This window comes from Acidicapsa acidisoli, from assembly GCF_025685625.1.
Lineage (GTDB): Bacteria > Acidobacteriota > Terriglobia > Terriglobales > Acidobacteriaceae > Acidicapsa > Acidicapsa acidisoli.
In genome coordinates, this window is record NZ_JAGSYI010000001.1 from 160,153 (window position 1) to 176,608 (window position 16,456).

7 protein-coding genes are annotated in these 16,456 nt (G+C 56.9%); all 7 read right to left on the bottom strand.

The genetic code is table 11. From position 1 onward, the window contains the following. Positions 1-330: 330 nt before the first annotated feature. Positions 331-2,088: a hypothetical protein gene (locus OHL23_RS00635; protein WP_263349808.1), complete on the bottom strand. Its 1,758-nt coding sequence runs from the start codon at positions 2,086-2,088 to the stop codon at positions 331-333. Next, positions 2,085-4,517 carry a hypothetical protein gene (locus OHL23_RS00640; RefSeq protein ID WP_263349809.1) on the bottom strand — a complete coding sequence of 811 codons (2,433 nt, stop codon included), beginning with the start codon at positions 4,515-4,517 and terminating at the stop codon, positions 2,085-2,087. Before OHL23_RS00640 ends, OHL23_RS00635 begins: the two co-directional genes overlap by 4 nt. 28 nt (positions 4,518-4,545) lie before the next feature. Beyond that, positions 4,546-6,834 carry a hypothetical protein gene (locus OHL23_RS00645; protein WP_263349811.1) on the bottom strand — a complete coding sequence of 763 codons (2,289 nt, stop codon included), beginning with the start codon at positions 6,832-6,834 and terminating at the stop codon, positions 4,546-4,548. Next, entirely contained in the window at positions 6,835-9,267 is a 2,433-nt protein-coding gene (locus tag OHL23_RS00650) for a hypothetical protein (protein ID WP_263349812.1), read from the bottom strand. A 398-nt stretch (positions 9,268-9,665) separates the two neighbouring features. After that, entirely contained in the window at positions 9,666-11,564 is a 1,899-nt protein-coding gene (locus tag OHL23_RS00655) for a hypothetical protein (RefSeq protein WP_263349813.1), read from the bottom strand. 32 nt (positions 11,565-11,596) lie between these two features. Next, a complete protein-coding gene (locus tag OHL23_RS00660) occupies positions 11,597-12,223 on the bottom strand; it encodes a hypothetical protein (RefSeq protein ID WP_263351765.1) in 627 nt (208 codons plus the stop codon). A 378-nt stretch (positions 12,224-12,601) separates the two neighbouring features. Beyond that, positions 12,602-16,180, bottom strand: coding sequence for an alpha-mannosidase (locus OHL23_RS00670; RefSeq protein ID WP_263349814.1), 3,579 nt, complete (start codon positions 16,178-16,180; stop codon positions 12,602-12,604). Positions 16,181-16,456: the final 276 nt, after the last annotated feature.

The following is a 16,456-nucleotide window of genomic DNA, read 5'->3' on the forward strand; positions in this document are numbered from 1 at the left end:
TATGGGTCGTCTCAATTAGGCACTTGCAGGAATATCAGCATTCCCGATCGAAATCCACATTGCCCATGACCTAAGCTGGAAAATGTATGAGAAATTCATGAGCGGGCTTAAGAACCAGATCGCGAATTGACTGGGGTCAAATGTTGTCCCGGGCATTCGCAGCCCTAATAGTCTGTGTTCGGGTTCACCAGACATCGTTTTCTCTTTTGCAATTGAATTGCGTGTTGGTGTGCCTGGCTGCAACGAGCCGAATGTGGGCAGTTGGGAGCCGGTCGCTGTCTGCCTTCCGCCCTCTGTGCGCGCTCCGAAGGGTCAACCTCCCTAGATTGACTACAACGCGATGTTCAGGATGTCTTCCTTGCTTACCTGCCAGTCGCGCGTGGTGGTGCCCGACTGCCTGACTACATGGAGCCTATACGAATAGTCGGCCGAGACCTCCCGGTTCAGCACAAAGTCGCTAATTCGCATGTCCACCCTACCCTTCCCGGTGAGTGCGTCGCGGGTCAGCGTGACTTCATTTCCGGGTTTGAACTCGACACGGACCGCGGTAACGTCCCCGGTAAACGCGATTGCCGGGGACCGCACGTCGATCGTCTGAGAAAAGTCCGCGCCAGCCTCTTCGAAGATACGATTCCAAAGCGCTTCCCGATCACCCTCGACGCGCCCCCGGAACTCCACTGTCTGCGCCCACTCGCCCATCTTCACTTCGATCTTTCCGGTAAAGAGCGTGGCGCTGCCGCCGAACATTGCGTCATAGATTCGCTTCAAGGCGAGTGGCCCAACCTCGAAGGAATCGGTGATCCGATGGTGCAGATCCTGACAGCTGTTGGGCCTCTGCCGGTCGCGCCACTGCAGGTCATCCTCATCTGGCAGGCGCAGCGTATAGGTCACCTTTGTATCGCCGATGGAGTCCGGTTGCAGGGGCAATAATTCTACGCTGGAAAATCTGTCGCCCGCGATCTCCAGGAGCTCCGTTCTTGCGTCTTTCAGCAACCGGCCTTGCTTGTCCACTCGCGGAAATGCCTGATATTCGATCTGAAACCGTCCAAAGCCTTGTGCAGCCCTGATCTTCAGAAACTTCGGTGAGCCGTTCTCGGCGACCAGATCGAAGTACTCGGGGAGATAGTAGAACTGGTTCAACTGGCTCGCCTTTTGGAAATAGATGCGTCCGGCCTTCGTCGTCTGTAAGATCAGGCCTTGCCACCTGGGACGCTCGAGTGCCAGGTCCGTGGACCGGAATCGCATGGGCTCCTGTGTGGGTAAGGTTACGGTTGCCACAAGCCATCGGTTCGTCCTTGCCAAGGCAGCGTAGTACCCATCCAGCCGCCCCCTACATTCCGCGATCTGACGCCGGAGGTTGGCAGGAGAATCCCCGTCGTAAATGATGGCCATCCGTTCGGGCCCCAGCCTGGAACCGCTTCGCGAGAGGCGCATTTCGAGCGAGGCTATCTCCCCATGGGTCCCCCGGATCAAGGCGTTGTACCTCTCGATCTCTCCCGGGTTTTCCATGGATGCGAGATCCAGTTTTCGCGTCAGAGCCAGCTCGAAGCGAATGCCCCCGGTGTCACGGATCAGTTCGTCCAATGCAATCTGTTCGTCGGTGGAAGAGACTGTGAGTGTCGCCCGAAGCCGGCCACCGCTGTCTTCGAGTCGTTGAAAATCGAATTGCTTCTCTAACCTGTCTCTGCTCAGAATCTGCAACTGCAGCACGCTTCTGGTCGCTATACCCGGCGCCGGCGCTGCCGTCCGTGCGGAGTCCCCAAGCTCCGGGGCGGGATACGGCACAAGCTCGGCGACGATGGTGTACTGCGCGGCCCGCCGGAGATGGATCTGCTGGCGGGTCACGCCGGCCTCGTCGCTGTAGGTGGCCAGACGGTATCGGGCAAGAAACAGCTTCTTTGACGAATCCTGAGCATCCTCAAGGACACTCTGGTCCTGCCTCTCGCGTGGCGGTACACCTGGGAACACAGGACACCTCAGCGACGATCGAGGGAAGGGTCCAGGATCAGGTGCGGAGAGCGAGCGAAGCTGGGGTTTTGGAAAAACTTCGATAGCATCCAGTGCCAGTTCGATTTGCGGATCTGTCATGATTGTTCCTCTGGCACCGCAACTTCCACATCGAAGGTCCAGCCCTCGCTCTGTTCGGCTATCTTCATCGAGGGTTGGGGCTTCTTCCACTTGATTTCCGCCTCCCACGAGCACTTGAAATCGGCGTGTCCTGGGGGCACGGGAAAGTCAAAGACCACCTCGCCCGCATCGACAGCCCTGACCAGTGGATCGCCACGAAGGATCTTCTGCTCCTTCCAGACATAATCGGTGGCGTTCACCGTCAGGCGCAACTCCTGAATGGCCGCGGGAGCGAGCGCGCCGACACCGAAACGCAGCGGGACCAACGAAGGCCCGCTGATCATTAACTGCGTAGAGCCGGGCTCCGAGAGCATCCATAGACTCACCAGCGACCGGGGACCATTCTTGTGGGTTACCCGGTATTCGTACGAGATGGGATCCTTGCTGTCGACACGCAGACGATAGAGCTGGAGTGTGCTGGCTTCTGTTACGGTGAAGGTCTTCGGCGGAACCGAGTCGGCTGGGGGAGCCGATCCTCCGGGCGGATAGCGCATCTCGACAGTTGCCGTCTTAAACCCGTTTCCCCAGTTATCCGGCCCGGGAGCGATCTCGCATTGAATGAACTGCAGTTCATTCAGCGATGCGTTGACCGTTCGTCCCGAGATATTGTCGAACTTATAGGAGTAACTTGTCTTCCCGCCTTTACTGAGCCATCCGGAGGTGAGGTTGTCCTGAAAGACGTATTCGACGTTGTACCCGAAGGTCGGGCCCTCAAGGTGAGGTTGCCAGATTGCCGAGGCTTCCACCGCTTTCGTAAAAGGAAACACCTTCGTCTGCTCGGTATCTTTCGGGCTAGAGCGCGGATAACGCAGTGTGACCGTGGCCGCCTTCATCGCCGCAGCCGGGTAGACGCCTTCTTCCGGTCCGTAGACCTTGATAGGGAAAGAATCGAAGAACGCGCTGTCGAAGACGACACGCTGCAAATACTCGTTGGTCTTCTTCTCCGGATCCTTCCAGACGGTCATCTCCGTGGCCAGCAGATTGGTGAGGAACTGCTGAGGGCAGAATGATCGCTGCTGGGCTTCGCGCTTATTGAGGTCGAAGGTGAACTGCCGCAGCTCCGTCTGCTGAATGGCCTTCAGTTCGAATGAGATCACCGCGCCACCAGCGACTTTGGGAATCAGACCATCGACGATCTTTCCGATCTCCGGGGTTGAGTTATCGGGAGTCTTGTCAGGCGTCGGATCCTCGGGTTCAGGATCTTCGGGATCGGGGTCGTCCGGATCACGATCTTCCGGGTCATCCTCTGGAGGAGGCGGGACGTCGTCATCGTCGGGCGGTGGCGGAGGAATTTCGTCGTCTGGAGGAGGTGGCGGCGGATCGTCATCTTCGTCGTGCTCTTCGTTATCTTCCTCGTCAGGCGGGTCGCCTACTCGCGGTGGAACGCGCAGGACGATCTTGTTCTCATCTCCTTTATCTTCCTTTCTCGCCTTATCCCGCCCGATTACCGTATCGAGTGACTCCGGGTCCTGCACCATGCCCTTGAGTTCTCCGGGGGTCAGCACAGGCTTCATCCATTCATTGATGATCTTCTCCTGGAGGATCGACATGATGGTGGCCTCAAGTGCCTTGTTCTCTCCCGGGAGAAAATCGTCGATATCGATTTTGATCACGTCCTGACGTTTCAACTCTTCGAGACCCGCTGTAATGCCCACCTTGATGAGCTTCTTCTGGCCCGCGGCTCTGAGGCTCAGATGCTTGTATACCTGGCTCATATTGGCTGTGATGTGGGCTTTATACGACGGTGTCATGCCGATGTACTTTAACTGGTAGATGATGCCGATGGGCATCGTGTCCATCGGGTTCTCCAGGGTAGCGCGCATGAGTTCGGCGCCCGCACGAGAGAGATGCAGGCCGAAGATCGCGGTGTTTTTTGCATCGAGAGAAGGTGTCACAGAGCCCTGAATCGATTGGGTGAAGCTGAAGGTCGCGGTCTTTGTCTCAGGCTTTTCGCTCTCAGAGGCGCCGGCGGCCGGTTCGACCCGTAGGCTGCTCTTGTCGAAGCTGACACACTCGACCGTTCCTCCCTTCCAAGGAGCAACGGAAAGCGTGACGTTGCTTGAGTCCGGTTCGCCGTTGCGGAGCTTCTTATTGTCGCGGCATTGATCGATCCATTCAGAGAAAACCACCCCAATGCGCGATTTGATCTTTCCCTCCACGAGTTTGGGTAATTCGAGGCGCACCTGGAAGTTTACGAAGGCACCTTTAGGTTCCCCCTCACCGCCCGTGTACTCGATCATCTGAAAGACAGGCTTCGGGTTGCTGCTCCCGGCGACGGTGTACGTGTCCAGTGAGACGTGATTGGGTAGATACCAGTAGGTATAGGGGTCCGAATGGTCGGCGAACACCGTCGTCCATTCAATGGTTCGTTCTTTGCCAAGATCAAGCATCCACTGTCTCCTTCGATTGTGTCGGTCTCTACCTGGGCGATGCCGGGATCTGCAATTCGAACTTGTCGCCTTCGACAAACGGAACCGTCTTCACCACCGCGCGGTCTTTGATGTATTCGACCTTGTAACGATAGGTGTCCGGTTTCAGAAAAAAGTACTCCCAGACCTGCGGGTCGCTGGAGGCGCGTGAGAAGACGGACTTCCCTTCTGCGTCGTCGAGCTTGTCATCCTGATCCGAGTGGCGAACGGTCACCTGAATTTTGTCGAAACGGCTGTCCCACTCACCTGCCAGGCCGATTCGAACCGCGCGCCGTCCCGCAAGGACCTGGGTACTGCCATCGACCCCGGGCCCTGTCAGAGACAGTTCATCTTCCCAAACAGAGCCGTTGACCGAGTATTCCTTGCCTTTGGCCGGCGTGATCTTCATTCCGTATGAGACCAATTTGTTCTCGCTGCTGTCGCAGAAATAGCTGAATGCGTCGGCGGTCTTCTTGGGTGTCAACTTTATCTGTTTCAATCCCGGAGCTAAGGGGTGCGTCCTGGTATATCGCAGGGCGAGGTCGATCTGCCGAACATTTGCCCAGTCCACCTCTGCTCCGCTGATGGCGAGCGTGCGCACGTACGGGCGTGGATCGGCTATCTCCAGAAGGTCGCGTCCCCACTCTTTCCACGGGGTCTCGAAGCCATCGCCGCCCTTCAGCGGGTCGCCTGTATATCGCACACGGAATTGGCTGGCGAACGTCTTCTCGATCGGGCTGAAGTTGCGAAATGTGCCAGAAGATTTCTCTTTGGTCAGCGTAATCGTGCTCTTCGGCGCGCTCTCGCCGCGTGAATCGGCCGGACGAAGGTCGACTTCTACCCGCGGATAGCGGTCCCAAGGAAAGCCGTACTCCGCACGAACGTCAACCGCTGTCAGATTGAAGAGATCCTGTTGCGGCGCCACATAGAGCACCTGGTCTGCGAAGGCGATTCCACGCATGGAAATCATTGGCGGACGGCCCGGGACACGCCTGGCCGGATCGTCCTTGAACCGCACGGTATAGTCGATCTTGATGGCGTCGGTTTCAGCATCGCGGGCCCAGCTCCAGTCGGCGGGCGCTGCATCCGAAGTGGTGAGAGACAACGTCTTAGGGGGGAAATCCAAATAAGTGGCATCGACATCGATGGACTGAATATCGTTGGTCGCGAAGTCGATGGAAGAACGTACCTTGAGGGTCCGGAACTGGAAGAATCTGTCTTTGCCGAAGACCACCGTTTCAACTGGCTGTTCCGGGAACTTCTTGGTATCGCGAAGCCCTTCAAGAAACGCGGAAGGAGAGATCATTCGTTTGACAGCCACCCGTTCCCTGACTTCAGCATTCAATTCGGAAATCGTGGTGGCATTGACGTCTTCCTCGTTGAATGTGTAACCGAGACTGCCAATCTTGGAGAAAAGTCCTCCGATCGAATCGGCGAGACTGTCTATTGACCCCCTTGTTCCCTTGTCCGCTTCAGGGCTGAGAACCGGTGTGAAAAACTTATTGGTCACCATATCGGTCAGGCGGTTGACTACCATCGTGACCCTGTCGTCCATACTGGCGTCGACACCGGCCTCAATCATTTTTGTGACGTCGATCTCAAACGTCTTTTCATCGGTCAGTTTGCTGACTTCTTTCTTGATGTCCTCGTGATAAACAAGATAGTTCTTCTTTGTCTGGCTCGCGAAGCGCTCGTAAACTTTCGTCCAGTTCGCCTTTACCTTTACGCTGTAGGCAGGCTGAAGGCCAACGAAGCTGAGCGTGTAGATCACACCTATCGGCGGATTGCGTCCGCCTTTGATTGCCTGATTGACCAGCTCCATACCATTCCTGGTCAGATTCACCGAAAAGATCGCGGTGTTGTCGCCATAAAGCGATGGAGTCTGCGAATAGCGAGTGGAGTCGACCAGCGAGGTCTTTGCCCCTTTTTCACCGGCATCGTACAGCATGAGCTGGACACTTCCGCTCGAGACCGGCAGCGGTACCAGATTCAAGCTGGAAGGCTCTACACTCTTCTTTCGCGTAATGCTTAGCCGTCTTGCGAGCTCTCGACGTACTTTGTCTTTGGCCTCATCCTCGACACCGAGATCGGTCTGAAAGGACAGATAACCGCCCTGCATGCTGCCAGCTTCGCTTCCTGTGTACTGCAGGGCGTGAAAGACTGCTTGCTTCGTGGCGGGGTCCACCGAAAGGCGCGGTCCGGATGGAAGGTAGTAGAAGAGATCGGGATTATGCGGTTCGTGGTCCGGAAAGAGCGTAATGCCCTCAATCATGTGAAACGGCGGCATGAGATAGAGCATTTAAACACTCCCTCCGCCCTTGATCTCAGGCGGATCGATGATGAGCACCCAGCCGGGACTCTTGGACTTCACCTTTTGGGGGGCGCGCTTTTTGTCTTTGAAGACAAAGGTGGCCTCCCAGCTAAATCCCTCGAAGGAATCAGGCCCTACTTCAATATCCCAACTGACCAGTTGCTCGGTATCCGCCGGAATATCTTTGATGACAGGCATCACAGAGTTATAAGAGGGATCGGCGGGATCTTCATATTTGATCTGAAAATTCCGTATCGAACGAACCACATCCCAAAGATCAGCGCCGGCCTCGACGACGATTGAGATCTCCTGCGTCTCGGTCACGGCCGCAGGGGGACGCTCCGCCGCAGCGGCAATGGTAAGCCGGCCATCGATGGGAAGGACACGGGAGAAAGACCGGACCTGGCCCGTGTCATAGATCACCCTGCCACTGGCTGACCACTCTCCCGCGGCATCGCCCGGCACACCCAGTGAAAACTCTTTGGACTGATCGTTCTGCTTGAGCTTGACGGCGGTATGCCGAAGATACTTTGATGCAGGGTCTTTGTATTCCACCTTGACTTCGACTTCCTTTACCGCCCGATGCATCGTCAGAGCCTCCACCAAGATGCTCACCCTGCGGAAAAATGGATAGTCGAGATTCAGGGACGAGCCACCTTCAATTTCAACGCTGTCTTTCCACACGTTGTGATCCTGGAAGCTATAGGACACGTTGCAAACGAAGGGCTTCGGCTCGCCGATGTAAACCGGTAGGGCGAGGGATTGCAGAAGCTGCAAGCCTGGCGTTGGCTTCTCGGCGTCGCTGGCATCGTCGTCATCGAAACGCTTCTTGCCACCCTTCGATTCCTCCTGCGATGACCCTCCCTTGCCGGTGTCTAGGACAAAGCGGTATTGCTTCGGAAGCTTGACGTTGGGGTGAGTGATCTCGACCTGTGCCGATGTGCAATCGCCCTTTCGAATCGCCAGCATGGTCGCATTGAGAGCAAGTGTCGCCACGCCCAGATTCGCGTCGGTGAGGATAACGTTGCTGTCTGCGGTGGTGAGCCTGGGAGACTGGAATGAGGCACTCCTGTTCTTGTAGAAGACCTCGTAACTATAGACAAGCTTCTCGTCTGTCTTCTCCTGATTGGCTTCGATGGTCCAGGCGCTGAGATTCTTCTCTTCAAAGGTCCGGTCATCGCTAAAGGAACCATAGTGCGCGCGCACTTCAATGTAAGAAATAGGTGAGTCAACCCCAAAGGAATGCTGCACCGAGATCTGGAAGTAGCGTTTTTCGTAGAAGCCACGATTCAGAGTAAGACTGGTGGAAAATCGCTTCCAGTCCAGCTTTTTTCCTCCGCGATCCTTCAACGAAGTGATGGCCGGCAACGTGCCCTGCGGAGCGATATTAAAGTCGATGACATAGTTCTCGTGTAACTCAACACTAAAATGCGAGGACTTCGCATACTCGTTCTTAAGTTGACTCTTACGCTCCTGAGGCTGATTTTTGTAGTAATAAAAAAACCAGCCGTAGGGAGAACGGACCGTGATCTGATGATCCGCGGCATCCTTGGCAGCGGCCTTGCTGAACTCGTCGCGCTCCTCCTTGCTGACACCCGATAGCTCCTGGAGTTCTTTCTCCATCTGCTTGCTCAGCGTGTCGAGCGCCCAATCCCGTACTTTCTTTCGGGTCGCTTCAATCGCGGCCTGCGTTGCCGCCGCATCTGGCCCCGTGCCGCTGGATTTAGGGTCGTAGGCGCCAAAGTCAATGTCGATTTTGCCAACACGGTCCGTCGAGAACTTCTCATTCACGCTTTGGGCGAAACCTTTGCCTGAGCCTGGGGTATTTGACGAAATCTCTTCGATAAACGAACGTATCTGATCCACGTCGTAGGCTATCTTCACGGTCAGTTGACCGCACCGCGCTGGAGTTCCGAGGTTGTAGATCACTTGGATTGCGCCCCCGCCGCCATCCACACCAGCTTTGAAGATCTCGGCCCACTGCGAAGACATCTCCATATTGAACGACGTGACATTACTGCCCACCAGGCTCGGCTTGCCAAGATTGGTGATGCGAATGGCGGGGTTGCCAGTGCCCCCCGGAAGCAGAAGCTGGGCCGAACCCCACAGGTATTGCGGTCTGTTCACCGATGCCTTTCGTCCTGTGATCTTTAACAGTTCGTCGGATACCCGCTTGATCTCCGCATCGGTGACGGTAAACTCAACGTCGAACAGACACAGTGCGCCCGCCAGTTTGTCTTTGGGCTCGCCCTTCACCGTCTGCGAAGGCTGCCGATATTCAACGTAGGAAAATACCGGAAGACCTTCGTCATCCAACCGGAAATTCGGCTGATTCGGAACGACATAAAATAATTCCTGACTTTGATCGTCCCGGTAAACGGTATAACCGAGGACTGTTCGTGGGCGGTCCAGAGTCAGCATGCCTAAGTATCCTTTTCAATCTGAATGGTTGAGTTACATTAAGCTCTTCGAATCACTTCAGCGTAACATCTGATTCGCCTGTACATTTCAAATTGATCTCGGCGGAGTGAGACAGACGGAAGACGGACCCATTACGGAACTGCGACAAACTGTTGCGGGGGCTGTTACGGAACTTTTCCGAAACTGATCGCGCATGGTTCGCGCAGCATCCATAATAGCTTTTTCAATCTGCCTCTAGCGGAGCGACTCAGTTGCAGGTGACCAGTAGAGTCCGCAACGGGTCGACCCACGAAGTTTGAATTACCGAAGGCCGTGCCGGGAAATAGAGGTGATATTGGGTTTCAGGCTGCCAGGTAAAGAAATAAAGGCCCCTGTTTCGACTCAATCAGGCAATTCCTTCATCGAGGAGCCCCTGCCTCTATAGTCAGATTTTCGTGCCAGCGATGTGGTGGCGACCATTGCTCTTCGAGCGCTCTGAGTTTTCCACGGACCACGATACTCTCCGTCCGATGGCAATAACCCGAATGAAAGAGTGACTGCGCAAACCATCGGAACGAGGCCTTTGTGTTTGCTGCATCGAACGAAAAAGACTGATGGAGGCTGGAATCATCGAGGCCATCTTCGGGCGCAAGCACGACTGTAGCTGCCTCGGCCCCGCCCGTGAAAGTGCACTCGATCTCAGCCTCGTGGCTACCGTATTCCTGAAAGGAATAGAGTCCAAGAACAAGAGACTCTTCGGCGGGAAATACGGCGGAGATACTGCCGGAGCCATCGGTCTCCTTCGCCTGGATGATCCAGCGGAGATCCTCGGCGCGGGGAATCATGAGAACACGCGACGCCGGCCCAGAGGGCGGCAATTCGAACTCCCTCGCTCGCACTTCGCCGTCTTGCCGCGATTCGCACCGGCCCGAGAGTGAAGCGTGAAGCAAGAGGTCTCGATCCGCCGAGATCAACAGAAGCCTTACCGGCAATAGGGCCGCGGAGACATTCAGGTGGACGCGTTCGCGCCCCTTTTCCACCCCGATAAACGGTGAGAGGCGCCCGTCTTCGAGCACCGATCCGTCGTTGAGGACGAGGCGGCAGCGATAGCGGTAGCGGCGGTCTTCCTTCGAGCTGAAGGGAAGCTGGATCTGATTCTTCCCTTCCTGCTGCTGACGGGCAGCCTCAGGCGTCCCCGGCGGCACGAGTTCCAATGTCCTAACGACCTCGCGCGGGCGGAAGGGAGGACAGGAGTTGAGAACGAACGTCAACTCCATGCGTGAGACGGTCGGTTCCACCTGGAAGTTACAGCGAGCGACAACGAGCGCGTTTCCCGGACTCAGCGGAGGCACGGTCACGTTCGGGCAGAAGTATGAGATGTCTTTCGTGATGCATGCCTGGCGGACTGTCGAGATCGGGTCGAGGGGAAGTGCCATCGGAAGTGCCGCTAGCAGAGGTTCGCGCAGATCCCAGAGATCCTGTCCCTCGCCCGCGATTTGGCCGGCTGGAAGTCGTACGAATGTTTCGCCAGCAGCCGTGGAGGGGTCAGGGGCCGGGGTAACTTCGAGATAACGCATGCGCGCCTGGTAGGCGAGACACATTGCCCAGGAATCCTGCGCGTCAAGAACAGGACGGCCCTCGTGGAATTCGAGCGGTAAGGAGCCAGACTTGCCCTCCACCGTGTTGCGCATGGCCTTCACCAAGGCACCCCAGGGGATTTCATCGCCACCTGTTCGCGCCGACAGCCCGGCAAGGCTTGCCGCGAAGGAACGTGGGTTCAACCGCACAACGCCCGGAACGCGTGGAACCCAACCTGCTATCTCCACTTCTGCGTACGCCACAATCGTAAGAGCACCAGCCTGCAGAAGGTTCAGAACGAATGCGGCTGCAGAGACCGGAAGGGTTAGCCGGAAGTCTCCTATTCTCCGGCCTTCGAAGGCGAAGCGCACAGGCTGCATAAGGGCCTGGACGTCAGCCGGTTCGAGACCCTGTATGGTCGTCACCGGCACTAGCCGCAGAAAGCCTCCGGTGAGTGGAGCAGGCATGAGCGTCGCATCCGGTCGAAGACCCCCCAGGGCGCGATGAGCTGAGTCCAATTGCGGGTAACGAGCCTCGACACGAAACATCAGCGAGCCGTGGTTGCCGCTCGATCCCCTTACGGATTCGAGAAGAAAATCAGGAAGTCCTTGTTCGTTCTGAGCAAGCGCAAGGCCATTCGGCAGGAGGAAGTATTCTGATCCGCGGGTCACTTCGGAGCCAGCAAGAAACTGGAATTCACCTGCATTCAGGATCGCGCCCAGGTCAGGGAAATGGTTCATGTATCCTTTGACGTAAACGACAGCTGACTTATCTAACTCGCAGTCCAGTTGTAGCCGGAACTTCCTTCGGGAGCCTTGTCCGACTTTTCACCCACCGCGTACACCGCCAGCGAGTCCCCTTCCCACTTGAATGCCACGCCGGTTCCGTTTCCTACATGAGCGTGAAGAACACCGGCACCCAGGCTCCGGGTCGGACCATGACCTTTGTAACCCTTACCTCTGTCATAGATCGCACAGATTTTGGTCTTATCGGCCGGTTCAAGGCGCCTTTCCAAACTGGCAACGGGAAAGCTCTTTCTTATGCTGGACCAACTCGAAGGCGTCGCAGACGGCTTGACCGCAGGCTCAAGCGCATCAAGCGCACTTGTCAGAACTTCATCAATCGTTTTGCAAAACGCGTCCCGCATTTGAGCTCCGGGAGGCCGGCCCTCAGTGTTGCCAAGCAAGCTCCATGCGGTCTCTTCCTGGGCCGTGCCGATTGAGTATTTCCGAAGGACACGCGCTCCAGCCTTCACTGCCTCCTGAAGGTAGACCTCCGTTTGCGTGCCCTGACCGGGAAACATGGATGGAAACACCTTGCGTACCGCCACAAGGTGGACAGCTACGGGCTTGTTCACGTCGATCCGGCTCGCTTTGAGACACTTTTCGAACAATGGCATGGTGTTTCACCTCTCCATATTGGTTGTACCAGAGCAGCCATGCGATGGTTTCATCCTTGGCCTGCCGGATGGTTTCGAAGCGTTGACCGTGAAGCCGCCCACATTCAGAGAAGCGAACAGGGTTTCGCTGGGTGCATTGTCCCAGAAGTTCCCCTTGCGGCTTTTCGAAGCTGTGACGTCGTAGTCCTCAAGAGCTCGGCTGAACTCATGATTGGCGTACACATATCACCTTTCATTGCTTATGGCACCATGACCTCGGTTGGGTCCGCTTAACGACTATTGCTCCGACGGTCCAAGTGGTTAGAACGGCAGGACGTTCGCAGGCCAACATGCGAGTCCGAAGGCCATCGTAGCCAACTCAGCTGCGATGCCTGTCATTCAGCGCGTCGCGGCATCTTCATTGGCATTGCTTTCTGTCGTCCTGCCCAACGTATCGTACAGCGGCTCGGCTGGGGCTACTTTGGGCTCTTCCTTCGCAACGGAGATTGCCAAGATCCGGATGCTGTCATTTGCCGGCAACGTCAGCGTCCTGGCATGAGCGGGCAAATCCATTGGGTAAACGAAGAGATAGCTGTAAGCATACGGCTGGTTCAGACCTTCCGGAGTGTGATGGTGTGAGGCATACCATGCCAGAGTTGCCGGCTTAACGTAGCCAGGACGCAGACCGAGATAATCCTCTGGATAGCGCGGGGACCAGGCTGGCGAGCCCTGATTGTGAAGATCCCATGTCGCGTGATTTGCCGACACAGCCCAATCCTTCCTGAGCGGAACCTGGTGCGCCGGAACCTGGCTGTTTGGCCCACCGCCTTGCGTGATCGAATCCGGCCTGGGCTTCCATTGGCGCGTATCCCATTGGCCGATAAACCCTCCCCAGTCTTCTACCGTCAGACTTACAGGACGATCCCCAACGCGGAATTGGGCCTGCTGATCGCCTTGCGCAGAAGCTGCGAGTACATACACCTTATTGAAGTCGCCTGCGGGTAGAGGAATGGCCTGCCCCTTTGTCACCAGCGCATCGGGCTTGCCTGTTCCGGCATGCGCCAGTTGAAAATCCACGCCATTGACACTGAGTTGGGTAGGCAGCATCTCTGCGGGAAGCGCGTCGCCTTGCTTGTCGAATCCGCCGATCGATTTCGTGTCGTCTTCGCTCGCGGCGGCTAGGTCGTACTTGAGCGCAACCGGCTTCGAGGTGACTGAGTTCAGATGCGCGGGAGACTCGCCCAGCCGAAGGGCAAAGGTACGCGGCTGATACGGCTTGAAAGAGGTCTCAAGTGCGCCGTCTACGACAGAAGCCGAGCCAATTGGCTGATCAATCGGCAATTCCTGTCCGTTGACTTCGCGCATTGAGGCGATAGGCCCGGCGAACTTCACACGAACCTGCGGGGCTGGCTTTCCGTCCAGTTCCACGAGCCGCACAATCACTTCATCGCTCAGTTCAGCCTTTTTGAGGGCGAGAATGCGGATGTCCGGGTTGTCGACGGTCAAAAGCGAGAAATCACGTCCTAGCTTACCGGCGTGTTTCTCCGTTTCAAAGGCGATCAGCGGAGTGCTGAGACGATAGGCTTGCCAATCTGTGCGGCCCTGGCGCCAGTCTCCGGCGTGCCCTGCGATCCCAAAGAGAATCTCGTGGTGGCCCCAGTCCTGGTTCAGTTGATCGGTATAGCCGCCTTTCATTTGCGAAGCAGCCCCTGGCGTGCGGAGCAGCGTCAGGCGGATGGTGCTGTCGTCGCGCTTGTCCGAGCCGTTCTTGACGTCGGTAAGGATGGTCGCGCCGTAAGAGCCGCTCTCGTCGGTCTGGTCAATCCAGTGATGCGAGGCTACCTCGAACTGCCGTTCTGTAGCCGCGGGCCGCTGAATCGTGCCAATCTCCCAGTTATAGGTGGCCATCTTGTTGGCGGCTGACAGCGGAAACACCGCCTTGAGATTTGCGGACAGCGTCCTCCAGTCGATTGAATCGCTGAATTCAACGCGATTGCCTGGGTCGCCGGCCGACAGTCGAACGGTCTGCACGAACTTCGAGCCTTCGCTCTCGCGAGTGACTTCCACCGCTATTCGTACGGGGCCGCTTTCCACTACGCGAATCTTTGCGGCTCCGCCGACGTAGGCGCGCGGCGCTGCCTGCTCCTGGTCAAAATCCATGTTCCAGGCAGGCCACTGTTTCGGCGCATCGTTAGAGATAGCCAGTCGCATCGGTCCTGCGAGTAAATCCTTGTTCAGCGACTTGTCGATGATGCTGGTTACGTCACCGCCCGGGCTGAGCGAGATGCGATAACGCCCGTTTTCCAGCGTAGACTGGCTCACCTTTAGTTCCGCCGAGGGCGCGGGCGACTGTACGCGGCGAATATCGTAAACAGCGTATCCGACAGACGGCACTTTGGCGAGGAACAGAACTTTGCCGTCTTCGACCTGCGCGGGTACCTCATGTCCGTCGGGACCAAAGACTCGCACTGCCTTCGGCGATTCGCCGGTAGATGGCAACGCAGCCTCGACCACGTCTTCACGCGCAATGTTCAGGGGGTTGTACACCACAACGGGCGTTCCGCTCACCTGCGTGTCCAGTGCGGACGCCACGGACTGCGTGGCGCTGGTGAGCACATCCGAGAACTGATTAAGCGCAATCACATCGTCGTTCTGCTGAAACTCATAGGCGCGCGGGGTCGCCGTTCCTGCTCCCGAGTCGTGAAACTGTCCACCCATCACCAGCATCCACGCATCGTTCAGGCGTTGCTGCGGGTAAGGACGGCCGCCCATCCACGAGGCTGCAATCGAGGCTTTCTCGGCGGCGTCAGCCAGGATTTCATTCCGGCGATTCCAGCGCTTGTGATAGGCCTCCGAGGTAAGCGAGCCAGCCGAGTGATTGATCAATTCCAGATCGCCCTTGTAGCTGGGCAACTTCGACTGCATCTCCGGTTTGATGTCGAGGAACATTTGATCAGCGGCTGCGGAGATCACGTGCACGGGTCCATCGCCCATTCGGACAGGTGTGCCCTGCGCCGGCGCGTCGGCAGCGTTACCTTCAGATGAGGGCAGAACGGCCTCGCCATGCGTCACCGTGGCTTCGAGCAGCTTTACGGACTCTTCATTGGTAGCGCCACCGATATCGCCAGTGCCGACGTAGTGGTAATCGGCATAAACGCCAGTCACGCTTCCGTCCAGATTGATGCGCTTTGGCCAGTCCGGCTCAGATGGCTGCCTCCGGCGCGGATTCGAGCCCGGTGCTGGAGGTACTTCCGGCGGCGGACTCTTACTCAGGTCGGTGTAAATCCGGCTTCCGTAGCCGCCGGGATTGAGCGCCGCGATCACTGTCTCTCCGTCGGGACCTTGCCATAGCCCGACATTGAAAGGAATGCCTTCAGGCGTCTTCTCCGGAGAATCGGGACCGCCAATCAGAGGAGCGGGCTGCCACACCGCGTTCAGCTTCTGCGTCGAGAACCCTTTTACGCCAGCATGCGCCAGAATGGTCGGCAGTGACGCCGGAAACCCGAAACAATCCGGCAGCATATATTCGGCGCTGGCCTTGCCAAACTCATTGCGGAAGTAGGTGTTGCCGTACAGTACCTGGCGAATGATCGACTCCGCGCTGGGGAGATTTACATCGCCCTCTTCGACGGAAGAACCGGCTGGATACCAGTTACCCTTGGCGACGTACTGCTTCAATCTTGCATAGTCGGCGGGATAATACTCCTTCATGAGCCGGTATCGATTGGAGCCCGTCCAATTAAAGACATAGTGCGGATATTTATCGATGTAATCGAAGTTTACTCGCATTGTTTTCAGCAGGTATTCGCTGATTACCTGCGGGTATTCCCAACGCCACTGCGTATCGAGGTGAGCGTAGGGAACCACATAAAGCGTCGGTTGCTTCGTGATATCCGGAGCCTCCATGGTCTGCGCCGGGGCGCGAAACGCGAACGCCATCAAGGCAGCAAGCAATAAACTCTTCGGGAAACGCGACATGGAACCTCCAGTGGGCTGGACCTCAAAGGTCGGAGTGGATGCCTTATATCGGGGAGCGGCCGAACGTGGAAGCTGAAATATAATGGTATCGTTTCCACGGCACCATAGTAGGCCGCTGGCTGCACAGTGTCAAGCGATACGAGGTATCTGTACGTCTAGTGAATGGAAATGGCCGCATCAGCGCCAAAAGGTCAAAGGTGCGAGCCCGTGACGGGGCCTGAACCTTTCGGCAAAGCAGCTTCGCTCACAGCACACTTAACTTTCCCGGCCAGGAGG

Bases quoted from the DNA above. Each gene is read 5' to 3' on its own strand.
- OHL23_RS00635 (WP_263349808.1), bottom strand. From the start codon at position 2,088: ATGACAGATCCGCAAATCGAACTGGCACTGGATGCTATCGAAGTTTTT.
- OHL23_RS00640 (WP_263349809.1), bottom strand. From the start codon at position 4,517: ATGCTTGATCTTGGCAAAGAACGAACCATTGAATGGACGACGGTGTTC.
- OHL23_RS00645 (WP_263349811.1), bottom strand. From the start codon at position 6,834: ATGCTCTATCTCATGCCGCCGTTTCACATGATTGAGGGCATTACGCTC.
- OHL23_RS00650 (WP_263349812.1), bottom strand. From the start codon at position 9,267: ATGCTGACTCTGGACCGCCCACGAACAGTCCTCGGTTATACCGTTTAC.
- OHL23_RS00655 (WP_263349813.1), bottom strand. From the start codon at position 11,564: ATGAACCATTTCCCTGACCTGGGCGCGATCCTGAATGCAGGTGAATTC.
- OHL23_RS00660 (WP_263351765.1), bottom strand. From the start codon at position 12,223: ATGCCATTGTTCGAAAAGTGTCTCAAAGCGAGCCGGATCGACGTGAAC.
- OHL23_RS00670 (WP_263349814.1), bottom strand. From the start codon at position 16,180: ATGTCGCGTTTCCCGAAGAGTTTATTGCTTGCTGCCTTGATGGCGTTC.